The organism is Pseudomonas sp. NPDC088885 (assembly GCF_044750025.1).
Taxonomy (GTDB): Bacteria; Pseudomonadota; Gammaproteobacteria; order Pseudomonadales; family Pseudomonadaceae; genus Aquipseudomonas; species Aquipseudomonas rustica.
Window position 1 is genome coordinate 36765 of the sequence record NZ_JBIVJB010000013.1, and the last position, 23411, is coordinate 60175.

The 23411-nt window shown below is 57.9% G+C and carries 22 protein-coding genes; 5 read left to right on the forward strand and 17 right to left on the reverse strand.

Features of this window, described 5'->3' with window-relative positions; translation table 11 throughout:
• The first annotated feature begins 16 nt into the window (after positions 1-16).
• Genes ACIP1X_RS09100 through ACIP1X_RS09110 form a run of 3 tightly spaced genes read left to right on the forward strand, consistent with a single transcriptional unit; the run spans position 17 to position 2584 of the window.
• Positions 17-826, forward strand: a complete 810-nt coding sequence (locus tag ACIP1X_RS09100) for a MetQ/NlpA family ABC transporter substrate-binding protein (protein WP_159811987.1) — start codon at positions 17-19, stop codon at positions 824-826.
• Between the two features lie 2 nt (positions 827-828).
• Positions 829-1950 carry a methionine ABC transporter ATP-binding protein gene (locus ACIP1X_RS09105; RefSeq protein WP_400751273.1) on the forward strand — a complete coding sequence of 374 codons (1122 nt, stop codon included), beginning with the start codon at positions 829-831 and terminating at the stop codon, positions 1948-1950.
• On the forward strand, positions 1940-2584 hold the full coding sequence (locus tag ACIP1X_RS09110) for a methionine ABC transporter permease (protein WP_039756400.1): 645 nt from the start codon (positions 1940-1942) through the stop codon (positions 2582-2584). Before ACIP1X_RS09105 ends, ACIP1X_RS09110 begins: the two co-directional genes overlap by 11 nt.
• Before the next feature lie 65 nt (positions 2585-2649).
• On the opposite strand, the gene ACIP1X_RS09115 is transcribed toward ACIP1X_RS09110, so the two are convergent.
• The 4 genes from ACIP1X_RS09115 to ACIP1X_RS09130 form a co-directional block, all read right to left on the reverse strand.
• A complete protein-coding gene (locus tag ACIP1X_RS09115; RefSeq protein WP_400751276.1) occupies positions 2650-2991 on the reverse strand; it encodes a hypothetical protein in 342 nt (113 codons plus the stop codon).
• A gap of 229 nt (positions 2992-3220) precedes the next feature.
• Positions 3221-3412 carry an RHS repeat-associated core domain-containing protein gene (locus ACIP1X_RS09120; protein WP_400751278.1) on the reverse strand — a complete coding sequence of 64 codons (192 nt, stop codon included), beginning with the start codon at positions 3410-3412 and terminating at the stop codon, positions 3221-3223.
• Positions 3399-5141: an RHS repeat domain-containing protein gene (locus ACIP1X_RS09125; protein WP_400751281.1), complete on the reverse strand. Its 1743-nt coding sequence runs from the start codon at positions 5139-5141 to the stop codon at positions 3399-3401. The genes ACIP1X_RS09120 and ACIP1X_RS09125 overlap by 14 nt, the downstream gene beginning before the upstream one ends.
• A gap of 69 nt (positions 5142-5210) precedes the next feature.
• Positions 5211-7985 carry an RHS repeat-associated core domain-containing protein gene (locus ACIP1X_RS09130; RefSeq protein ID WP_400751284.1) on the reverse strand — a complete coding sequence of 925 codons (2775 nt, stop codon included), beginning with the start codon at positions 7983-7985 and terminating at the stop codon, positions 5211-5213.
• 225 nt (positions 7986-8210) lie between these two features.
• Between ACIP1X_RS09130 and ACIP1X_RS09135 the strand changes: the two genes are divergently transcribed.
• Positions 8211-8837 (forward strand): class I SAM-dependent methyltransferase, encoded by a 627-nt coding sequence (locus ACIP1X_RS09135; RefSeq protein WP_400751287.1) that lies wholly within the window; start codon positions 8211-8213, stop codon positions 8835-8837.
• A gap of 141 nt (positions 8838-8978) precedes the next feature.
• Here ACIP1X_RS09135 and ACIP1X_RS09140 read toward each other — a convergent pair whose 3' ends face one another.
• The 4 genes from ACIP1X_RS09140 to ACIP1X_RS09155 form a co-directional block, all read right to left on the reverse strand.
• Complete coding sequence (locus ACIP1X_RS09140; protein ID WP_400751290.1) at positions 8979-12089, reverse strand: efflux RND transporter permease subunit; 3111 nt, start codon at positions 12087-12089, stop codon at positions 8979-8981.
• A complete protein-coding gene (locus ACIP1X_RS09145; RefSeq protein ID WP_400751292.1) occupies positions 12086-13150 on the reverse strand; it encodes an efflux RND transporter periplasmic adaptor subunit in 1065 nt (354 codons plus the stop codon). The genes ACIP1X_RS09140 and ACIP1X_RS09145 overlap by 4 nt, the downstream gene beginning before the upstream one ends.
• Positions 13147-14250, reverse strand: a complete 1104-nt coding sequence (locus tag ACIP1X_RS09150; protein WP_400751295.1) for an efflux RND transporter periplasmic adaptor subunit — start codon at positions 14248-14250, stop codon at positions 13147-13149. The genes ACIP1X_RS09145 and ACIP1X_RS09150 overlap by 4 nt, the downstream gene beginning before the upstream one ends.
• A gap of 88 nt (positions 14251-14338) precedes the next feature.
• Positions 14339-14464 (reverse strand): hypothetical protein, encoded by a 126-nt coding sequence (locus tag ACIP1X_RS09155; RefSeq protein ID WP_400751297.1) that lies wholly within the window; start codon positions 14462-14464, stop codon positions 14339-14341.
• On the opposite strand from ACIP1X_RS09155, the gene ACIP1X_RS09160 reads away from it, so the two are divergent.
• Positions 14463-15659: an AAA family ATPase gene (locus tag ACIP1X_RS09160; protein WP_400751299.1), complete on the forward strand. Its 1197-nt coding sequence runs from the start codon at positions 14463-14465 to the stop codon at positions 15657-15659. The genes ACIP1X_RS09155 and ACIP1X_RS09160 overlap by 2 nt on opposite strands.
• 111 nt (positions 15660-15770) lie before the next feature.
• Here ACIP1X_RS09160 and ACIP1X_RS09165 read toward each other — a convergent pair whose 3' ends face one another.
• From ACIP1X_RS09165 to ACIP1X_RS09205, 9 genes are all read right to left on the reverse strand, one after another.
• A complete protein-coding gene (locus ACIP1X_RS09165; protein WP_053116498.1) occupies positions 15771-16643 on the reverse strand; it encodes a transporter substrate-binding domain-containing protein in 873 nt (290 codons plus the stop codon).
• Positions 16640-17422: an amino acid ABC transporter ATP-binding protein gene (locus ACIP1X_RS09170; protein ID WP_122594061.1), complete on the reverse strand. Its 783-nt coding sequence runs from the start codon at positions 17420-17422 to the stop codon at positions 16640-16642. Before ACIP1X_RS09170 ends, ACIP1X_RS09165 begins: the two co-directional genes overlap by 4 nt.
• Positions 17419-18078: an amino acid ABC transporter permease gene (locus ACIP1X_RS09175; RefSeq protein WP_400751302.1), complete on the reverse strand. Its 660-nt coding sequence runs from the start codon at positions 18076-18078 to the stop codon at positions 17419-17421. The genes ACIP1X_RS09170 and ACIP1X_RS09175 overlap by 4 nt, the downstream gene beginning before the upstream one ends.
• Positions 18059-18724: an amino acid ABC transporter permease gene (locus ACIP1X_RS09180; protein ID WP_053116495.1), complete on the reverse strand. Its 666-nt coding sequence runs from the start codon at positions 18722-18724 to the stop codon at positions 18059-18061. Before ACIP1X_RS09180 ends, ACIP1X_RS09175 begins: the two co-directional genes overlap by 20 nt.
• Positions 18725-19282: 558 nt before the next feature.
• A complete protein-coding gene (locus ACIP1X_RS09185) occupies positions 19283-20080 on the reverse strand; it encodes a MetQ/NlpA family ABC transporter substrate-binding protein (RefSeq protein WP_007918708.1) in 798 nt (265 codons plus the stop codon).
• Positions 20081-20337: 257 nt separating this feature from the next.
• A complete protein-coding gene (locus tag ACIP1X_RS09190) occupies positions 20338-21258 on the reverse strand; it encodes a sigma 54-interacting transcriptional regulator (RefSeq protein ID WP_400751305.1) in 921 nt (306 codons plus the stop codon).
• Between the two features lie 55 nt (positions 21259-21313).
• A complete protein-coding gene (locus tag ACIP1X_RS09195) occupies positions 21314-21895 on the reverse strand; it encodes an alpha/beta hydrolase (RefSeq protein WP_212550005.1) in 582 nt (193 codons plus the stop codon).
• 376 nt (positions 21896-22271) lie between these two features.
• Positions 22272-22673 carry a biopolymer transporter ExbD gene (locus ACIP1X_RS09200; RefSeq protein WP_003220570.1) on the reverse strand — a complete coding sequence of 134 codons (402 nt, stop codon included), beginning with the start codon at positions 22671-22673 and terminating at the stop codon, positions 22272-22274.
• A gap of 1 nt (position 22674) precedes the next feature.
• Positions 22675-23400: a MotA/TolQ/ExbB proton channel family protein gene (locus tag ACIP1X_RS09205; protein ID WP_053116492.1), complete on the reverse strand. Its 726-nt coding sequence runs from the start codon at positions 23398-23400 to the stop codon at positions 22675-22677.
• Positions 23401-23411: the final 11 nt, after the last annotated feature.

Genomic DNA, 23411 nt, shown 5'->3' on the forward strand with positions numbered 1-23411 from the left:
GACTGGAAAAACCATCATGACCAAAAAACTCCTGTCCCACCCAGTCAAAGCACTGGCCCTGGCCCTCGGCCTGTTCAGCTCGACACTCTTCGCCGCCGACGCCCCACTCAAAGTCGGCACCACCGCCGCCTTCGCCATCCCGCTGGAAGCCGCCGTTGAAGAAGCCTCCAAACAAGGCCTCAAAGTCGAGCTGGTCGAGTTCACTGACTGGATCGCACCCAACGTCAGCCTCGCCGCCGGCGACATCGACGTGAACTACTTCCAGCACATCCCGTTCCTCGAAAACGCCAAGGCCGCCGCCGGTTTTGACCTGGTGCCGTTCGCCCCTGGGATCATCAACAACGTCGGCCTCTACTCGAAAAAATACAAAAGCTTCGACGAGCTGCCAGAAGGCGCCAGCGTCGCCATCGCCAACGATCCGATCAACAGCGGTCGCGGTTTGCAGCTGCTGGCCAAGGCCGGTTTGATCACCCTGAAACCGGGCGTCGGTTACAAAGCCACCGAAGACGACATCGTCGCCAACCCGAAGAAAATCAAAATCCTGCAAGTCGAAGCGGTGCAACTGGTGCGCGCTTATGACGACGCCGATCTGGTGCAGGGCTACCCGGCCTACATTCGTTTAGCGAAGACTTTCGATGCCGGTTCGGCGCTGCTGTTCGACGGCCTCGACCACAAGGAATACGTGATCCAGTTCGTCATCCAGCCGAAGAGCAAAACCGATCCGCGCCTGATCAAATTCGTCGACATCTACCAGCATTCGCCGGCCGTTCGCGCTGCGCTGGATAAGGCCCACGGCAAGCTGTATCAAGCCGGTTGGGAAAGCTGAGCATGACGGCCGCGATCCAACGGCGACTGGAAATTCCAGAGCCACACTATGCTGAAAAAACCGAACTGCATCCGGAACTGAATCGCGCTCATGTGCGCTTCATCGGTCTGGGCAAAACCTACAACGGTCGACAAGGCCCGGTCGCCGCGTTGCAGGGCATCGATCTGGCGATTCAGCGCGGTGAAGTGTTCGGCATCATCGGTCGCAGCGGCGCCGGCAAATCGTCGCTGATCCGCACCATCAATCGCCTGGAACAACCAACGTCGGGGCGCGTGTTGATCGATCAGGTCGACATCGGCGAGTTCGATGAAGACCGCCTCGTGGCGCTGCGCCGACGCATCGGCATGATCTTCCAGCACTTCAATCTGATGTCGGCCAAGACCGTTTGGCAGAACGTCGAACTGCCGCTGAAAGTGGCTGGCGTACCGAAAGAGCAACGCGAGAAAAAGGTGCGAGAACTGCTTGAACTGGTCGGTCTTCAAGAAAAGCACAAAGCCTATCCGGCACAGCTTTCCGGTGGCCAGAAACAGCGCGTCGGCATCGCCCGCGCGCTGGTGCATGACCCGGATATTCTGCTCTGCGACGAGGCCACCTCGGCGCTCGATCCAGAGACCACCCAGTCGATCCTCGGCCTGCTGCGCGAGATCAACCAACGCCTGGGCCTGACCATCGTGTTGATCACTCACGAGATGGCAGTCATCCGCGAAATCTGCGACCGCGTCGTCGTGCTTGAGCACGGCCGCGTCGTCGAACAAGGCCCAGTGTGGGAAGTGTTCGGCAATCCGCAACACGAGGTCAGCCAGACCTTGCTCGCGCCGCTGCAACACGCCTTGCCGGAAGAATTGCAGAGCCGTTTGCACCCGCAGCCGCCCTCCTCCGACGCAGCGGTGGTGCTGCGTTTGCAGTTCACCGGTAGTGCCAGCGACGAACCGGATCTGGCGGCACTTTTTACAGCCCTCGGTGGCCGGGTGAAATTGTTGCAGGGTGGCGTCGAACGGATTCAGGGGCACGCACTGGGGCAACTGTTATTGGCCGTCAGCGGCTCAGCGTTCAGCGCCGAACAATTGCGCGAACGCGCCGCACCGTGGGCGCAACGAGTGGAGGTGTTGGGTTATGTGGTTTGATCGCTTGTTGCAGGGGTTTATCGACACGTTCCTGATGGTCGGCGTGTCGTCGCTGATCGCGCTGCTGGTAGGGATTCCCATGGCGGTGATTCTGGTCACCAGCGACAAGGGCGGCATCTACGAAGCACCGCTGTTGAACCGTGCCTTGGGCGCCTTCGTGAACCTGTTTCGCTCGATCCCGTTTCTGATTCTGATGGTCGCGCTGATTCCGTTTACCCGGTTGATTGTCGGCACTACGTACGGAGTCTGGGCGGCGGTTGTGCCGCTGACGATTGCGGCGACGCCGTTCTTTGCACGGATTGCTGAAGTGAGTTTGCGTGAGGTTGATCATGGTTTGATCGAAGCCGCGCAGGCGATGGGGTGCCGGCGTTGGCACATTGTCTGGCATGTGTTGTTGCCGGAAGCGCTGCCGGGAATTGTCGGTGGGTTCACGATTACGCTGGTGACGATGATCAACTCATCCGCCATGGCCGGGGCGATTGGTGCGGGCGGATTGGGGGATATTGCGTATCGCTACGGGTATCAGCGGTTTGATAGCCAGATCATGCTGACGGTGATTGTGTTGCTGGTGGCGTTGGTGGCGGTGATTCAGTTGGGCGGGGATCGGTTGGCTCGGGGGTTGAATAAGCGCTAATAAAACTGTGAGTAATGACTGTGGCTAGGGGGAAGTTCCTTAGCCATGGACGATCCATATTCGAATTAGCGCCCCGCCCTTGCCATTATTGAATCGAACTTTTCTCCGAGATCCATAGCAGCATAAGCCAAAGAGTCCGCATTTTTTGCCGAAATCTGCGCTTGGAGGCGCCTGTCACTATTGAAAATATGGGCCGCATCGTCGAGTCGCATAAGTTCGCTTTTCCCATACAGCATCACGTCCTCTATCGAGTTATCTCCTTCTACCGTTTCAATGTAATGAACTGAATAGTATTTAAGACCTGCGATTGCTTTGAACATAGCCTCCGCATCATCAATATCACCTGCTTTCAGGCCCGTACCGCTTAGAATTTGTTTAGAATCCAGCGCCGGATTGAACATCATCATGGCTGTCACCAAAGTATGTTTGCATGATTTTGTTCGCCACTTGGGGCATTGAGTCAAGAAGATAACGAGCTCCGGCTACAGTATCTCTGCCTGATGTCAATGCATTAAGAATTATTCGGTCTTCGCTTTCCGACAACAACCCATTAGCGTCCCGTCTTGTGCCGGGATTGTTCCTGACCATTGCGTACAGGTTCAACCCATCGATGTCACCCGCCGGGTCCGCACTAATCTATCTTTGCAGCCACGGCGCATAATACCGAAACCCATAATAATAAAACCCGGTTACATCCCGTTCCTTCCCCGAATAACGAATGCTTTTGTATTTCGCGCCCAACGCATTGTTGCTCGCCCAACACGCCGTACGGCCAAACGGGTAGTAGTGTTCCAGGCTCAATATCCCCGCGTTCTCATTCAACTCCATCGAGCTGGAACCAAGATGATCGCCTAGGCTGTAACGCCATTGATCGTTTACAGCACCTGCGGTGCCAATGCAGTAAACGCACTTGATTACGCCCCGCGTCGACACTGACTACATGCCGCTCTACACCGCCGACTTCGCAATGAATCTCAAGACCCGGCAGATAACGCACTTCTGTTGTCAGGGTTTGCCCGGATGCCCGACTGATTTGCGTCTTACGCAACCGATGCCCCGGCTGATCGTAGACATAACACTCAAAGTCATCCGCCTCAGCCCCACGCTGCACCAACGTCACCCGACTCAACTCATTGCGCACATTCCACGCCATGGCCTGCCCACGCTGCAATTCCAGCTGATTACCCGCCGCATCAAACCCAACCGTTATCTGCGCCTCTCCCGGCAGGGATCCATCGTCAAGCTGCGCCAGACTCCGATTGCTGCGCGCAGAAGTGAACATCGAAAACCCAGGCGCGCCACTGTGATGCCGCGTGATCAAGTTACCTGCCGCATCGTAAGCAAACTTCTGCGTGTAATTGCGCCGCTGCGCGGGATCCACCGGTACGGGCAATAGCTCGGGTAGCGCCGGGCCATGGTTCGGTTTGCTGACCTCCCAGCCTTTGGCCTCAACTAACTGATACAAGCTGTCATAGCGATAACGGCTGACCGGCTCGATGCGCTGGCCGTTGAAGTGACTGACGGTTTGGCACTTGTCTTCGAGCCCGACAATATTGCCCACCGGGTCGTAGGAGTAATTCAAATCCTGCAAAGACTGTTGCCCGGCGACACCCGCGAAAAGCCTCAGCAGGCGACCATCCTCAGGGCTGTAATCCGCACGTGAAACAACGCCGTTGCCTGCCGTTTCACTTTCGATCTGATCTTGTGCGTTATAACGGATTTCGCTGACAAGACACTGTGGATGCTGACCTTCACCGTCTTGCAAAAGCCATGTCGCAGAGAATTTTTCCGCCACGTTGCAATGGAAAATTTGTACATTACCCGCTGCATCGATCTGACGCTGCGGCTCGCCCGTTGGATTGAGCGCGTAGCGAGTGACGTAGGCTTTTTCTTCGAGAAGTTCGTCTCGGGCGTCCAGTAGAAGCGGCCAGTCCGGCGCATCCAGCTCAATGAGAAAACGTCGAGACTTCTCCAGCACTGCACCCGACCAACCATAATCGCCTAGGAACTGGCCACCGCCCGGGTCGTCATGCCGGATCAGTTGCCCACACTGATTGTGCTGGGCAAAACTCTCCGTGGCGTCGGCATAAGTCCAGCGCTCAACCACTTGAAGTTGCTCACCAAAGGCCTGCTCCGTCAGCGCTACCGGACGCTGCAAATCATCAAACTCACGATGACATTGGCTACCCCGTTCATCCCAAAAGGAACGTTGCGAACCCGCTTCATTGCACATGCTCAACTGCCAACCGGCATCCACGCTGTCCGTCAACAACACCTGACCACTCAAACCGTAAACGGTGCTCAGATTCGGTTTCGGCGCGGCGCCCCACAACCGTGAATCCCACGCCGCCACCTCGCGCCCCGCCTGATCGAATATCTGCCGGGTGATTCGCGGGGCGACGTCGGGTTTGTCCGGGTGCTGGCAGTACGCAACGCTACGAATGGCCAAGGCGCGCGGATCTATGACCAATAATTTTGGATGAGGTGAGTGCAGTCCTGCATTCAATGGCTGAAAAGATCCGTCATCCATTAGCTCTTTACCTGCAAGTTGAGACACCGTATGAGCCATCTCCGTTAGAAGAGACGCTTCAAGTCAAAAACCAGCCTGGTTTGTAGCATCGCCTTATCAAAAAAATGATCTGATTCTCGACATCACGCCTTTCGTTTCACCTGTATTTTTCGCTTTAATTGCAGGCTTTTTTAGAGACTGTAAGGATTCCACTTTCGGGATGTCTGGCAACTGAAATTCTGGCCTGCTCAGCTCAGTATCAAATAGCTCCCGAAGTGCTATTGCGTTGTGCCCCATATCTTTACTTGCATCCGAAAACATTTGCAGCAGCGGTTTATGGAGTTCTAATGGGATCGCCTGGACTGCAAGCGCCTCGTCAAAGGGAGGAGAATACAAATTACGAACTTTCTGGAAATCCTCCCTATTAGAACCTGATGAAACAAACTTAGGAGGCGCCTGAAGGCCATGTGGCTGGTTCAATGATCGTGAGACGCCCAATACAGGCGCTGTTGTACGATATCTGCGCCTGCGATCGAAATATTCATCCACTCCCCTGACATCTTGAAAAGTGAAACCTACTTGATCCTCTTTTCTTCCGGAGAATTTTTTTGTTGTTAACTCATGGGACGTCACAATGCCGAGGTGAGGAGGTGGCTGTACAATAGCAGGCTTTTTGTCATGCGTTGTTCCTTGGTAATCAGTTCTCCAGGAATCAGGCATTATCCCTGGCCTGACACGACTCAAAGGATAGATATTCACAACACCTGTTTTAATATTAATTATTCCTCCAAAAGCATTGCCTGGCTGCGACTGAGCCAAATAATATTTTAACTTCGCACCAGGAGAAAGATCGGGAAGCTCATAATCCACAACCATTTTATTGTGCCGAGGTGTTCCGTCATACAGATAAAACAATCCAGTTAAGACCGCACCTCCCTCAACATCGAATAAAGTGACAGGATTATTCTTCATTGCGCAATAGATATTCAATCCGTCGATATCTTTAAAAGGATCCGAGCTTATCCATCGCTGCAACCAAGGCGCGTAATACCGGTATCCATAGTAATAAAGCCCTGTCGCATCACGTTCCTTGCCGCTATAGCGATGGGTTTTGTACCTCGCCACTGAAGCGTTTTTTGCTGCCCAGCAGGCCGTACCGCCAAATGCATAATAGTGTTCAAGCGTCAGTATTGCGCCCTCGTCATCCAGTTCCAGCGTGCTGGAACTCAGATGATCGCTGAGGCCATAGCGCACTTGATCGGCGTGTGTTCCGTCGGGCCAATGCAGCATCCGTACTGAGTTGCGCCCGGCGATGACATTGATGACATGGCGTTCTTCACCACTGTTGTGCCGCCGCAACTCCAGTCCCGGCAGATAACGGACTTCGCTACGCAGCGCCCGACCTGCCGCGCAGGCAACTGAAACTTTGCGCACTCGGTGACCCACCCGATCGTAGCGGTAACACTCAAAATCGTCCTGTTGGTTTTCTCGCGAAACCACTGCCACTTCATGCAGTTGATTGTGAGTGTCCCAGACCAATTTTTGGCCGCGATTCAATTCAATTTGATTGCCGCACTTATCGAATCCGGCATTGATTTCCGGCTCTCCTGGCAACGAACCATCATCGCGCTGCCCGAGGCTACGGTTGCTGTTGCCGGAGGTGAACATCGCAAATCCGGCCGTTGCGCTGTGCTGACGGGAAACGAGATTGCCGCCGCTGTCGTAGACGAACTTCTGGAGATAATTGCGGCGCTGAGCAGGATCCAGCGGTGTCGCAATCAGCTCGGGCAATGCCGGCCCGTGACTTGGCTGGCTGACCTCCCAACCCTTGGCTTCGATCAGTTGATAGAGACTGTCGTAACGGTATGAACAGACCGGAGCAATGCGCTGGTTATTGAAGTAAGTGACAGGTTGGGACTTGTCTTCCAGCTCGACGATATTGCCCACCGGATCGACGCAATAATGCAGATCCAGCAAGGGTTTCTGAGGGTGGATGGCAGCGGTCAACCGAGTCAGCCGGCCATCCCTGGCGTCATAGCCAGCACGGGCGATAACGCCGTTCCCAGCGGTTTCGAATTCAACCTGATCCTGAGCGTTGTAACGAATATCGCTGACCAGACTTCGCAGCGTCGTTGCCTCTCCCGCCATTTGCAGCCAGACCTCGCGAGATCTGCCAGCGATGTCATAACCGAACCTTTGCGCGTTGTCCCGAGCATCGATCTGCTTGAGCAATTGCCCTGCGGAATTGAATTCCGAGCGCGTCGTAAACGTCGGTTCTTCCAATAGCGCATCGCGTCCGGCGAGATCGACGGGCCAGTCAGGCGCGTCAAGAGCCTCGAGGAATCGCTCCTGCACCGTCAATATGGAACCGGCTATGCCATAGCTGGGGCATTTCCGCGAACCTGCGGGATGATCGTGGCGGATCAATCGGCCGCACTGGTTGTGTTGCGCGAGCGCTTCATCGGCGTCGCCATAAATTAGTCGCTCAACAATTTTTGCTGGGTGGCTGACCATCTGCTCTGTAACGGAGACTGAGCGACGTTGTGTGTCGTACTCATAATGTCGCTGCGTACCCCGTGCATCCCAGGACGAAAGCGTTGATCCCGCCTGTTCCAGCAAGCTCAATTGCCAACCGGCATCCACGCTGTCTGTCAGCAACGCCTGACCGCTCAAACCGTATACGGTGGCCATGTTCGGTTTGGGTGCGGCGCCCCACAGGCGCGGATCCCACGCCGCCACTTCGCGCCCCGCCTCATCGAAGATCTGCCGAGTGATGCGCGGATCGACCTCGGGTTTGTCCGGGTGCTGGCAATAGGCAACGCTGCGAATCGCCAATGCTCGCGGGTCGACGACGGACAGTGTGGGATGAGGTGAGTGCTGAGTCGCCTTCATGGCTGTGAACGTCCTCCAGGCTTAGGGGTAGCCTGAAGGTTTTTTCATCGGGTCGATACTGTAAGAAGTAACAGGTCGGTATTGAGGCAAGATCAAAAGATCGCAGCCTGCGGCAGCTCCTACAGGATCGAGGCCGACCGTTGGATGAACGCCTGTAGGAGCTGCCGCAGGCTGCGATCTTTTCGCTTATAGTCGGCACATCTCTCCCTGAACATGCAGCCGACCATGAAGCAGACTCCCACCGACCTCGAACAGATCACCGCCACCACCCTCGGCCACTACAACTCGGTGGCCGAAGACTTCCGTGAAGGCACACGTGATCACGATGTCAGCCAGAATATCGATGCGCTGCTGCGGCATATTCAGGGTTCAGCGCCGTTGACGATTCTGGATTTCGGCTGCGGGCCGGGGCGGGATTTGCAGACGTTTACGCGTATGGGTCACGTTGCGGTGGGGCTGGATGGCTCTGAGGAATTTGCGCGGATGGCGCGTGAGGACAGTGGCTGTGAGGTGTTGCAGCAGGATTTTCTGAAGCTGGATCTCCCGGCTGAACGCTTTGACGGGATTTTCGCCAATGCGGTGCTGTTTCATGTGCCGTTGCAGGAGTTGCCGCGGGTGCTCAAGCAATTGCATGGCGCTTTAAAACCCGGTGGGGTGTTGTTCAGTTCCAATCCGCGCGGGGATAACCGTGAGGGCTGGAACGGGCCGCGTTATGGCTCGTATCACGATCTGGCGGCTTGGCAGGGGTTGTTGACGGCGGCGGGGTTTGTCGAGCTGGAGCATTACTTCCGGCCGGCGGGGCTGCCGCGCGAGCAGCAGCCTTGGTTGGCGAGTGTTTGGCGTAAGGGTTGAGTCGGGTCAGGGAAAGCCCCTCACCCCAGCCCTCTCCCAGAGGGAGAGGGGGCCGATTGGGGGGTATTCAGGAAATACACTGACTTGACCAAACTTCGCTGAATCCATAATCGACCCGGTCCTTCAGGTCGATGGATAGCGTCAGACGCCTCGGTCAGTCCCCTCTCCCCCCGGGAGAGGGTTAGGGTGAGGGTCGTTGTTGACTTGATCTTTTTTCGGTTCGCGAATCTTGTACCAGGCCACGTACAGCGCCGGCAGGAACAGCAGCGTCAGCAGCGTCGCCACGACAATCCCGCCGATCATCGCGTAGGCCATCGGCCCCCAGAATACTTCGCGGGCGATCGGGATCATGCCCATGCTCGCCGCCGCAGCGGTCAGCAGGATTGGCCGGCGTCGATGCTCGGTCGCTTCCACCACCGCATCCCACGGCTCATAGCCTTTGCGTTCGAATTCATCGATCTGCGTGACCAGAATCACCGAGTTGCGGATGATGATGCCGATCAGCGCGAGAATCCCCAGAATCGCCACGAAGCCCATCGGCGTACCGGTCGGCACCAGCGCCAGCACCACGCCGATCAGCCCCAGCGGCGCGACACTCGCCACCAGGAACATCTTCTGCACGCTGTGCAACTGGATCATCAGGAACGTCGCCATCAAGAACAGCATCAATGGCAACACCTTGGCGATTGGCCCTTGGGCCTTGCCGCTTTCCTCGACCGTACCGCCGGTGGCGACTTTGTAGCCGACCGGCAGTTTTTCCGCGAAGGCATCAATCGATGGCTTGAGGATTTTCACCAGGTCGGTCGGCTGAATCTCGTCGCGCACCGAAGCCTTGATGGTGATGGTCGGCAAACGATCGCGACGCCACACCAGCGGTTGCTCCAGCTCATAACGAACCGTGGCGAATGCGAGCAGCGGGATCGAGGTGCCGCTCGGTGTGACGATCTGCAGGTTCTGCAGGGTTTCCGGGGTACCGCGTTCGGAATCCACCGCACGACCGACCACGTTGATCAGGTAGATATCGTCATCGACCTGGGTCAACGGCGAGCCACTGACGATGCTGTTCATCAGGTTGGCGACGTCTTCGGACGACAACCCGAGCTGGCGCGCTTTGTCCTGTGCGATGTCGATACGCAGGACTTTGCCCGGCTCGTTCCAGTCGTAAATGATCTCGCCGATGTGCGAGTTTTTGTCCAGTTCGGTGGCGAGGTCGATGGCGTGCTTGCGCACTTGATCGATGTCCTTGCCGCTGACCCGGTACTGAATCGGACGCCCTACCGGCGGGCCCATTTCCAGTGCCTGCACGTAGCTGCCGATGCCGACGAACTCTTTGCGCAGACGTTCACGCAGCCGTGCGCTCAGAGCCTCGCGAGACTCGAAGCCTTTGCTGACGATCACCAATTGCGCGTAGTACGGGTTTTGCAATTGCTGGTCGAGTGGCAGGTAGAAACGGATCGCGCCCTGACCGATGTAGGTGCTCCAGCGCACGATGTCCGGGTCGCCCTTGAGCGTTTCTTCGAGTTTGTCGACGGCCTTGCGGGTTTCGTCGATCGAGGCGTTTTGCGGCAGGTTCAGGTCGACGAGAATTTCCGGACGATCCGAGGCCGGGAAGAACTGGTTCTGCACGAAACGCATGCAGAAAATCGACAGTGCAAACAGCAGCACGGTGATACCGATCGCCCACCAACGGTTGCGCATGCTCCACAGCAAACCGCCGTTGAATGCGCGGCCAATGCGCCCTGGTTCTGCGGCATGGGGTTTCACGTTGGCGCTGAGGATGTGCACGCCGATCACTGGCGCGAAGAACACCGCGACGATCCACGAAACGATCATCGCCACCGCGATCACCGCAAACAGCGTGTAGGTGTACTCACCAGCGGAGCTGGCGTTGAGGCCGATCGGCACGAAACCGGCGACGGTCACCAGCGTACCGGTGAGCATCGGGAACGCGGTCGAGGTGTAGGCGTAGGTCGCGGCCTGCTCCTTGGTCTCGCCCATTTCCAGGCGCGTGACCATCATCTCCACCGTGATCATCGCGTCGTCCACCAACAGGCCGAGGGCGATGATCAACGCACCGAGGGAAATCCGCTGCATGGTGATGCCGCTGTATTCCATGAAGACGAAGACCATCGCCAGCACCAGCGGAATCGAGCACGCCACCACCAGACCGGCGCGCACGCCGAGGCTGATAAAGCTCACCACCAAGACGATGATCACCGCTTCGAACAGCGCGCTGGTGAAGCCGCCAACAGCTTCTTCCACCACCACGGCCTGATCGGAAACGGTGTGGATGCCAACGCCTACCGGCAGGTCTGCGGTGACTTGATCGATGCGCTCATGCAACGCTTTACCGAACGCCTGAACGTTGCCGCCCTTCTGCATGGCGATCGCCAGACCGATTGCCGGTTTGCCGTCGAAACGGAATTCCGGGGTGGCAGGGTCGACATAACCGCGACTGATCTCGGCGATGTCGGCCAGACGATAGAAGCGGTCGTTGAGCTTGAGGTTGACCTCGGCCAGATCTTTCTCCGAGGCGAATTGCCCCGACGTGCGCACGGAAATCCGCTCCGGCCCGGCCTCGATCACACCTGCCGGGGTCACGGCGTTCTGCGATTGCAGGCTCTCTACGACCTGGCGCTGATCGATGCCCAGCGCAGCCAGTTTGCGCGTGGAGAAGTTCAGGTAAATCACTTCGTCCTGCTGGCCGACCATTTCGATCTTGCCCAGCCCCGGCACGTTGCGAATCTCCGCCCGCGCCTGCTCCACGTAGTCGCGCAACTGGCGCATGGTCAGGCCGTCGGCGGTAAACGCGTAGACCGAACCGAACACATCACCGAACTCGTCGTTGAACCCCGGGCCTTGAATGCCTTGGGGAAACTGCCCGCGAATATCGTTGATCTTCTTGCGCACCTGGTACCAGATTTCCGGGATGTCCTTGGCACTGGTGGTGTCGCGCAGGTACACGTACACCGTCGATTCACCGGGGCGCGTGTAGCTTTTCACGTAGTCGAGGGAGTCGAGCTCTTCGAGTTTTTTCTCGATGCGGTCGGTGACCTGCTTGAGCGTTTCCTCTTGGGTCGCGCCCGGCCATTTGGTCTGGATCACCATGGTTTTGATGGTGAACGACGGGTCTTCTTCGCGGCCCAGATTGAAGTAGGAAAACACCCCCATCAGCAACGCGACGAACATCAGGTACCAGACGAAGGACTGGTGTTTCAGGGCCCATTCGGAGAGGTTGAAAGAGCCTTTCATTGACTGTCCTCGTCAAGTTTCACTGATTGTCCGGGTTTGAGACTGTTGACGCCGGCGCTGACCACTTGCTCGCCGTTCTTCACGCCACCGGCCAGCACCACGGTGCTGTCGGTGCGGCTGACGACGGTGACATCGCGGGGGCTGACGGTTTTGTTTTGGGTGTCGATCACCCAGATCCGTGTTTTGCCATCGACTTCCTGCAACGTGGTTGCCGGCAGTTCGATGCGCGGTTTGATCGCCGAGCTGAGGGTCACACTGATCGCGGTGCCGAGACGGAAACCTTCCGGCGTATCAGTCAGGGTCAGACGAGCGCGGCGGGTGCGCGTGGCGCTCTGTGCCTGCGGTTCGATTTCGCGGATGACCGCGGTGGTTTTGATGCTCGGATCGAGTTGCGCAGCGACCAAAAACACCACGTCCTTGGGGATCTGATCGACCAAAGTGTCCGGCAGATCGATCACCGCTTCCTTGATGTCCGGTTGCGCCAGCGTCACCACTTGTTGACCCGCCGTCACCACTTGCCCGGCCTCGGCATTCCACGCGGTGACCACGGCTTTGTGGTCGGAGCGCAGTTCGGTGTAGCCGAGTTGATCCTTGCTCTGATTGACCGCCGCCCGCGCCTGATCGAGCGAGGCCTGAGTGGTTTTCAGGTTAGTGGTGGCCTCGTCGAGTTGCGCCTGCGCGCCGACGCCGCGATCAAACAGCGCTTGCTGACGTCGCGCATTGGCTTGTGCGTTGATCAGTTGCGCTTCGATTTTTGCCAGATCGCCCTGCGCCGAACGCAGCTGATTTTGTTGATCGGACGGGTCGAGGGTGGCGAGCAGTGTGCCCTTATCCACTTCGGTGCCGACATCAACGTTACGGCTGGCAATGCGTCCGCCAACACGGAAACCGGTGTTGCTCTCGTAGCGCGCCTGAATGCTGCCGGCGAAGCGACCGAGGGTTTCTTCGTTCAAGGCCTCGACCTTGACCGACAACACCGGGCGCACCGGCTCCGGAGGCGGCTCCTTCTTGGAGCATGCCGCGAGCAACAGCCCGACGGCCAACAGCCCGAAACGCTTCATGGCTGCGCTCCCATTTCCAGATCCTTGTAGGTGTTCTCGGCAATCTCGACTTTCATGCCCGGGTGCAATAATTGGCCGCCGGCGATGATGACTTTTTCGCCGCCATTGAGACCTTCGCTGATGATCACTTTGCCGGTCAGGTAACGGCCGACCGTGACCGTGTGCAATTGCGCTTCGCCCTTGTCGTCGACCAGCCACACGGCGGGGTAGCTGACATTTTTGGTCAGCGCCGACCACGGCAAAGCCACCGCCGATTTACCGGTGCCCTTGGCCGTCGCGCTCACTACCGAACCGAGTTGCATGCCCGGCGGCAGTTTGTCGAGGGTGACTTTGACTTGCACGGTGCCGGACTGCGCGGACACCGACGGGGTGATTTCGCGCACGGTGCCGGTGGTTTTGATTTCGGGATTGTCGAGCAGGCTGACGGTGATCTTGTTATCCGTCGGCCGCTCGGCCAGCAGCGACTCGTAGACGTTGAATACCGCATCGCGATCGCCGTCGCGGGCCAGACTGAAAATCGGCGCCGTGGCTTGCACGACCTGACCAACTTCGGCCTGACGCTCAGTGATGACGCCCGGCGCATCAGCAATCAGCGAGGTGTAGCTGAGCTGATCCTTGGCATTGGCCAGTTGCGCCTGAGCCGCGCTCAAGGCGCTTTGGCTGCTGCGCAACGCGGCTTGCGCGGTATCGAATTCGCTTTGGCTGGTGTAGCCCTTGGGCAGCAGTTTTTGCTGACGCACAAACGCCGCCGCGCTCTGCTTGACCCGCGCCTGTTCGGCGACGACCTGAGCCTGAGCGGAATCGACGTTGGTCTGCAAATCCTTGGGATCGAGTTTGGCCAGCACTTGCTTGGCCGTGACACGGTCGCCGACATCGACCGAGCGCTGGATGATTTTGCCGCCGACGCGGAACGACAATTCTGTCTGCACGCGCGCCTGCACATCACCGGTCAGTGTCACCGAGGCCGCGTAATCCGCGGGTTTCACCTCTTGAACAAAGACTCTCGGCAGGTACTCCTGGGGAGCCTTCTTTTCGCCGCAAGCGGTCAGCAAGGCAATGGCGCTCAAAGCCATTACCACTTTAATTCCGGGACCCGCCATGCAGACTCCTTGGCATTTTTAGACGATCAGGACGATACGACTTCAGAGCTTAGAACAGGGTTCAACCATTGCTCATGCGAATAACAGATTAAACACCGAAGGAGCTGCCGAAGGCTGCGATCTTTTGCTTTTTTGCGGAAAAGATCAAAAGATCGCAGCCTTCGGCAGCTCCTACAGGGGGTATTCTGCGACGGATTCCGAGGATCTCATTCATGCTCAACATCCTGGCGGTGGCCAATTACCGCTCGATCAACAAATTGGTGATTCCGCTGGGCCGGCTCAACCTGATCACCGGCCCCAATGGCAGTGGCAAGTCCAACCTCTATCGGGCCTTGCGCCTGTTGGCGGAAACCGCGCAGGGCGGTGTGGTCAATGCACTGGCGCGTGAAGGCGGACTGGATTCGACGTTCTGGGCCGGGCCGGAAACCATCAGCCGGCGCATGCGCAACGGCGAGGTGCCAATCCAGTCGACGGTGCGCCAAGGCGTGAAGCGTTTGCGCCTGGGCTTTGCCGGGGAAGATTTCAGTTATTCGATCAGCCTCGGCCTGCCCGATTCCAACGGCCATTTCATGCTGCCCGAGCACTCGCGGCCAATCCCTTCGCGCTTCAGCCTCGACCCGCAGATCAAGCGCGAATGCATCTGGGCCGGCCCGCATTACCGCCCCGCCAGCCTGTTGGTCGATCGCGACGGCCCGATGATTCGCGCGCGCAACGAGCGCCAATGGGATGTGCTGGCGCAGCACACGCCGAACTTCGACAGCCTGTTCGATCAGGTCGGCAGCCTGCGCAGCTCGCCGGAAGTGTTCCAGATGCGCGAGTTCATTCGTCGCTGGCGTTTTTATGATCACTTTCGCAGCGACGCCGACGCACCGGTGCGCCAACCGCAATTGGGCACGCGCACGCCGGTGCTGCACCACGACGGCCGCGATCTGGCGGCGGCGTTGCAGACCATTATTGAAATCGGTGACGGCGACGCGATGCGTGCGGCGATTACTGATGCCTTTCCGGGGGCGCGCTTGCATATCGACGCTCAGGCGGGTGGACGCTTTGCCATCGAGTTCTATCAGGAAGGTTTGCTGCGGCCACTGTCGGCGGCGGAGTTGTCGGACGGGACGTTGCGTTATTTGTTGTTGGTCGCGGCGTTGCTGACACCGAGGCCGCCGTCGCTGATGGTGCTGAACGAGCCGGAAACCAGCCTGCACCCGGATCTGCTGCCGGCATTGGCACGGTTGATCATTCGTGCGTCGGAGCAATGTCAGGTGTGGGTGGTGTCGCATGCGCGGCGGTTGATTTCGGCGTTGCAGGAGGATCCGGAGTGCAATTGCATTGTGCTGGAGAAGACGCTGGGGGAGACCGGGATTGTCGGGCAGAAAGTGCTGGAGACGCCGGCGTGGTATTGGCCGGATTGAGTGGCGCGACATAGATTCGCGAGCAGGCTCGCTCCCACATTAGATCGCGTACAACTGTGGGAGCGAGCCTGCTCGCGAAAGCGATTCAAGCGTCGCCGCTGAATCAGACAATCACCCCTGCCACTTGCCCCCTTCAACAATCACGCTCTCAGGCTTGGTGTCATCGCTCAGTTCTTTACGCACGTATTGGTCGTACAGCTTGAGCAGATACTTCTCTTCACCCAACTTCGTCAGCTCGGTATTCACCCAGTCACGCAGTTCGATATTGCCCTTCTTCACCGCCGGTGCAATCGGCGCTTCGGCACCGAGTTTATCCTCCAGCACGCGATAGCCCGGGTTCTGCTTGGCCCAGCTGAACAGCACCAGATTGTCCTGCGCATAAGCATCGCCGCGACCATTGGCCAGGGCTTGCAGCGACTCGGAGTTTTTCTCGAACTTCAGCAGTTTCCAGTCCGGGTGATTCTTGGTCAGCCAGATATCGGCCGTGGTGCCGGTGGTGACGATGGTGGTGCGGGTCGCCAGGTCATCCAGGTTTTTCACCGAGCTGCTTTGCGGCACCAGCGCTTGCACAGCAACCTTGAGGTTCGGGTTGGTGAATTCCACCGCTTCCTTGCGCTCAGGCGTGACGGTCATGTTGGCGAGGATCAGGTCGACCTTGTCGCTTTGCAGAAACGGAATGCGGCTCGCCGGTTCGACGGCAACGAACTCGACCTTGTTTTCATCGCCGAGCAGATCCTTGGCGAAACGACGGCCGATGTCGGTATCGAAACCGACGTAACGCCCCGCTTCATCGACAAAACCGAACGGCGGCTTGTCGGTAAACACGCCGACGATCAGTTTGTCGCGGGCCTTGATCTTGTCCAGATAACCGGCCGGCGCGGTGCTTTCGCTGGCGACTTTCGGCTTTGGCGGTTCTTCGGTTTTGCTGCAACCGGCAAGCAAGGCGAGGCTCAATAGGGGCAGTAAAAAAGCGGCAGTTTTCATAACAGTTCCAGTTCCTTTGTCGGATTCGTTTTTGGCAGTGTTGCAACGAAGGAGAACTTCTCCAGAAACTGCTGCGCGCGTGCGGTTTGCGGGTTCGTAAAGAAAATCTCGGGTGGGGTCTGTTCAAGGATGCGCCCGGCATCCATGAACACGATGCGGTCGGCCACCGCGCGGGCGAAGGCCATTTCGTGGGTGACGATCAGCAGGGTCATGCCCTCGCGGGCCAGGCCCTGAATGACCTGCAAAACTTCCTTGACCATCTCCGGATCAAGGGCGGCGGTGACTTCGTCGAAGAGCATCACGCGCGGGTTCATGCACAGCGAACGGACGATGGCGATGCGTTGCTGCTGACCGCCCGAGAGCTGACGCGGGAAGGCATCGCGCTTGTCCAGCAGACCCACGCGTTCGAGCAACGCTTCGGCTTGCTGCTGCGCTTCGCGACGCTGACGCTTTTGCACCTTGAGCGGGCCGAGCAGCAAATTATCGAGCACGCTCATGTGCGGGAACAGGTGATAACTCTGGAACACCATGCCGATCTGCTGGCGGATATCACGCCAGTCGGTGGCCTTGTCGAGCAGCTCACGGCCGACAAATTTCAGGCTGCCGCTGTGGGCGACTTCGAGGCCATTGAGGCAACGCAGCAGCGTACTTTTGCCGCAGCCGCTGGGGCCGAGGATGACGATCACTTCACCGCTCTGCACTTGCAGATCGATGCCGTTGAGCACCTGCTGCTCGCCGTAGAATTTGTTGAAACCGTGAAACTCGATCAATGCGCTCATGCTTGCGTCCAGCGCCGCTCCAGCGCGCGCGAGGCGGCCGAGAGCGGGTAGCAGATGAAGAAGAAAAACAGGAATAGCACGCCGTAGATCAGCACTGATTCATAGGTGCGTTCGATGATCTGCTGGCCGACCTTGATTACATCCACCACACCGATCAGTACCGCCAGCGAACTGGTTTTGATGATTCGTGTGTAGACGTTGATGGTCGGCGGCGTCATGCGTTTCAGCGCTTGCGGCAGCAACACGTAGCCGTAGAGTTGCGCAGCGTTCAGTCCAATCGACAGCCCCGCCTCACGCTGCCCACGCGGCAACGAATGCAATGCGCCGCGCGCCACTTCGCCGACCTCGCTCGCGCCCCACAGCGATAGCACCAGCACGGCACACCAGAAACTCGGAATGCTCAGGCCAAAGAAAATCGGCAAGCCGAAGAACAACAGGTACAACCAGACCAGCACCGGGATCGCCCGGAACAGCTCCAGATACACCCGCAGAATCGCGTTCAACCACGTCACGTTCAACGTGCGCAATACACCGTAGAGCACGCCGCCGACGGTGCTGATGGCGATGCTCAGAAACGAGATCGACAAGGTTTGCCCGGCGCCTTTTGCCAGTTGCGGCAACGATACCCAGAGTAATTCAAGACCCGAACTGGCCATGCTGGAGCCTCCTTTCCAGACGGCTGAGCAACAGCGACAGCGGCAAGAACAACAGCACGCAGATCAGCGTCAGCACGGCGAGCATTTCGTAGGTTTTGTAATAGAGCGCGATGTAGCTTTTGGTGGTGTAGAGAATTTCCGGCACCGCCACCGCCGAGACCACGGTGGTTTCCTTGAGCAGGAAAATGAAATTGGCGAACAGCGAAGGCAGGCTGAGAATCCCCGCTTGCGGCAGGATCACATAGCGCAGCAACTGCCCGTGGGACAGGCCGATGGAGCGCCCGGATTCCAGTTGCGCCTGCGGCACCGCGTCGACACCGGCGCGCAGCACTTCGGTGAGGTAGGCGCCGCCGAGGAAGGTCATGGTGATGATCGCAGCGGTGAAACCGGACACCTGAATCCCTACTGCCGGCAAGGCGAAATAGACGAAAAACAGCTGGATCAGCAGTGGCGTGTTGCGCGCCAGTTCCACGTACAGGCCGACCAGTTTTTGCAGGTACGGCGTGCGGAACACCAGAATCGTCGCGTTGAGCAGCGCCACCACCAGCGAGGTGCCAATGGCGATGAAACCGACCTGCAGCGTCACACCCACGGCTTTGAGAAACGCGGGCAGCGTGCTGAGAATAAAAGCGTAATCGAAGGTCATGAAGCGTCCTGGACATCGCTCGGTAAGCGACGGTCGTGCAGTCCATGGACAGCGGGTGGCTGTCCGGCAGGCACTGACTTTATAGGTATAAAAACAAGAATTTAAATACCGTTAAAGCATATTGATATCACTCAAAAAACTATCCTGTCGGTTTGCCGGGAAGGAATAAGAAGGCTATTTTTCCTTGCGCTGTAGGACGGATCTTTTTTTGATTTAGGCCCTCCAAGGACGCACAGCTTTTGGTCAGACTCCTCCGGCCGAAACCAATTACAAGGAAGAGAACATGGACGTAAAAGCGCCGCAGCGGCTGGATCCGCAGGAGATTTTGAAATTGTTGGTGGCGTTGAGGCGGGCGTTGAAGGCTGGAGTGGCCTGAGCAATAAAGATCAAAAGATCGCAGCCTTCGGCAGCTCCTACAGGTGTTCATTTCCCTGTAGGAGCTGCCGAAGGCTGCGATCTTCTGCTTCTGGCTGCTGATTTTGCACACACAAAAACGCCGATGCCCATCACTGGCCATCGGCGTTTTCACACCTTGAAGGGGGTGGTTCAAGCGTCAGATCAGAACGCCGGCAGTACCGCGCCGTTGTACTTCTTCTCGATGAACGCTTTCACTTCCGGGCTGGTCAAGGCTTTGGCCAGTTTCTGGATCGCGTCGCTGTTCTTGTTGTCCTCACGGGCCACCAGGAAGTTCACGTACGGCGAGTCAGCGCCCTCAATCACTAGCGCATCTTTCTGCGGGTTCAGCTTGGCTTCCAGCGCGTAGTTGGTGTTGATCATGTCCAGATCAACTTCCTTCAGAACGCGTGGCAGCAGGGCCGATTCCAGTTCCTTGAACTTGAAGTTGTGCGGGTTCTTGGCGATGTCTTTCGGCGTTGCCAGAGCGTTTTTCGGGTCTTTCAGCTCAATCAGGCCAGCCTTCTGCAGCAGGATCAGTGCACGGCCGCTGTTGCTGCCTTCGTTCGGGATGGCGATGGTCGCGCCGTCTGGCAGTTCAGCCAGGGTTTTGTACTTGCTCGAGTAACCACCGAACGGTTCAACGTGCACGCCTTGCACAGTCACCAGGTACTTGGATTTGTCGTCCTTGTATTTACCCTGGTTGAAGCTGTTCAGGTACGGCAGGGTCTGGAAGTAGTTGGCATCCAGACGCTTCTCGCCCACTTGCACGTTCGGCTGAACGTAGTCGGTGAAGACTTTGATTTCCAGATCCACGCCTTCTTTGGCCAGGGTCGGTTTGATCAGCTCAAGAATTTCAGCATGCGGCACTGGCGTTGCGGCAACCACCAGTTTCTCGCCAGCGTTGGCCAGGGAAGCCGTCAGAGCAGCCGCCAATGCGGTAAACAACAGAACCTTTTTCATGCAGTGTCCTTATCGAAAATCGGTCGTCATCGACGACGGCATCTAATACGAGTGCCAGTGAAGTGATATCGCTGGCGTGGGTCGGACAATACCGGGATTTTATATTCCCGGACAATAACGTTTATTCACGTTGATATTCCATTTTGTTCATACACGCGGTTTAGACGTGTAGGAGCTGCCGAAGCTGCGATCTTTTGATTTTCAACAAGTTAAAACGTCGAAAAGCAAGATCAAAGGATCGCAGGCTGCGCCAGCTCCTACAGGAGGCCGGCGTTTTTCAGGAGCTGTTTGAGGGCGGCCTGGTCAGTCGTAGAGCCTGTAGCGATGATTTGTTTGATCTGGGTTTCGATCTGCGTCAAGAGCGGTGGCAGATTGAGGTGCTCTGGCAGAATCTCGTCGCCCGTGCTTACCAGCAACGCAAAATGAATGACGTTTTCCAGCTCACGGGTGTTGCCCGGCCAGCTGTGTTGTTCGAGCACGTGTTGCGCGGCTTCGCTGATCAGCGGCACCGGCAGGTCGAGGCGCTGGCTATAGATGCCGAGGAAATACTCGGCCAGCGAGAGGATATCGCCGATCCGCGCGCGCAACGCCGGTAACTCGAGATGACCTTCGCTGAGATAGTGATAGAGCCGCTCGTGGAATTTTCCGGCGTCCACCGCTTGTGCCAGATCAATGCTGGTGGCTGCGACCAGGCGCACGTCGACCGGGCTCGGCTGATGTGCACCGACGCGAGTGACCTCGTGGTTTTCCAATGCGGCGAGCAATTTGATCTGAATCGGCAGCGGCAGATCGCCGATTTCATCCAGGTACAACGTCCCGCCATTGGCCGAACCGAACCACCCCGCGCGGCTGCTCGCCGAGCCGCTGAACGTGCCGGCGGCATAGCCGAACAACTCGGCATCGGCGTAGGTCGGGCTGATCGCGCCGCAATTGACCGAGACGAATAAACCGCTGCGATCACTGGCGCGATGGATATGGCGGGCGAGCAATTCTTTACCGGTGCCGGTCTCGCCACGGATCAATACCGAGATCGAGCGCGGGGCCAATTGCTCCAGCTCTTCGCGCAACTGGCGCGAGCGTGGATCGACGAACACCAGCGCTTTGGCGCGGATGCTCAGGGGGCTTTTTTCTGCATCGGGAAAGGTCAGCAACGGCTGACCGAAAGTGTCGAAACTCATGGCAGACTCCCGCCCAAAACCGCCGGGAGACGGGGGCGATCAAAGAAAAAACAAATCAGGCGCGACGGCGAGCGTGGTGTTCCATACGGTTTTGCAGGCGATAGAGATAAGCAAAACCCTGCTCCCAACGCTGATGCCCGGACTTGACGTTGATGTGCCCGGCACCGGCGAGAATCCCCGCCTCGGCGCCCCAGTTGCGCGCCAGTTCCATGGCACGCGGCGCACTCACGGCCGCATCGTTGTCGGAGCTGACGACCTGACTTGGAAACGGCAGCAGATCCGTTGGAATCGGTGCGAAATTGCGCAGCGCGGGTGCGCAGGCCGGACGTTCGACATCCGCCGGCGCGACTAGCAAGGCGCCGCGCACCTGACGCAGGTATTGCACTGGGGCAGTGGCCGCCCAATGGGCAACGGTGATGCAGCCGAGGCTGTGGGCGATGAGGATGACGGGCGTGCTGTCAGCGGCAATCGCCTCGGCCAGCGCGGCGACCCAATCTTCACAACGCGGCGTCAGCCAATCGGCCTGCTCGACCCGCGCGCTGTTCGGCAGGCTGTTCTGCCAATGGCTTTGCCAATGATCTTCCGGCGATCCTTGCCAGCCCGGCACAATCAGATAGCGAATTGATTCGTTGCGCATGGGGAGCTCTCCTGCGTGTCTGTTCCTGAAGGAGTATAGGGAGGGGATTTATATTCGTTAAGGAATAATAAGCTATTTATTAAGACCTGAATTGAATATGAGATTTGTGCATGGCTTGAAATCTTTTCCCCCTCACCCCAACCCTCTCCCCCAAGGGGGCGAGGGGAAAGGGAGCCGATCTTCATGCCGTTCAAATCTTGAGTTCGACTCGATATCCCACGTCGGCGTACCTTGAACAAACACCTCGATCAGTCCCCTCTCCCTCTGGGCGGTCCGACGTTTCGGGAGGGCTAGGGTGAGGGGCTTTTCCAACGCAATAAATAAAAAAAGGGCCGCACCCTGCCAAGGAGACGGCCCCGGAAAAACGTAAAGCCTGTTACCGCGCCGTGATCACCGACAACTTGGTAATCCCGGCCCGCTCAATCGAAGCCATCGCTCGCGCCACTTCGCCGTAATTCACTCCGTCATCCGCCTGCAATTGCACGCGCACTTCCGGATCCTTGGCCTTGGCCGACTTCAGGTTGAATTCCAGCAAGTCCGGCTGAATCTCATCCTTGTTGATAAACAGTTTGCCGGCACCGTCGATGCTCACCACCAACGGATCCTTCTGCTCGACCGGCGCCACCGCCTCAGTCTTCGGCAGGTTGATCGGAATCGCGTTGGTCAGCAGCGGCGCGGTGACGATAAACACCACCAGCAGCACCAGCATCACGTCCACCAGCGGGGTCACGTTGATCTCGCTGAGCACCTCATCACTGTCTTGCGTGGAGAAGGCCATATCAGGACGCCTCCTTCACTTTTGCCGCGTTGCCCTGCGCTGCAACCTTGTGCGCCGTCGGGTGGATCAACACGCGGAACGAGCTCTTCTGCGCCAGGCTGTAGAAGTCGTGGGCGAAGTCATCGAGATCCGCCGCCGTCAGTTTCAACCGACGCAAAAAGTAGTTGTAAACCAGCACCGCCGGCACCGCGACGGCGATCCCCACACCCGTTGCAACTAGCGCTGCACCGATCGGGCCGGCAACCGTTTCCAAGCTCGCCGAACCGGCCGCGCTGATGCCTTTCAACGCTTCCATGATTCCCCACACCGTGCCGAACAAACCAATGAACGGCGACGTACTGCCAATACTGGCGACTACTGCCAGACCGGTTTCCAGCGAACGACGCTCACGGACGATCTGCTGGCGCAACGCGCGCTCCAGTCGATCCTGATGGTTGATCGCCTGGCTCAAATCCGTGGCCTGTGGCGCCTCACCCACTTGAATCGCTGCGTAACCAGCCTGCGCTACTCGCGCTGCAGCACCGGGTTGGGTCTCGCTCAATTCAGCAGCGGAATCCAGACTCGACGCCGCCCAGAAGCGTTTATGAAAACGGCGATCCTGCGCCTTCAAACGACCGAACTGCACAGCCTTGAGCAATGCCAGGCCCCAAGTGGCGACGGAAAAAACCACCAGCAGCCAGATCACCGCGCTTTCGATGGATTCCAGTGGAGATGCCAGTAACGTCATGATGTATTCCC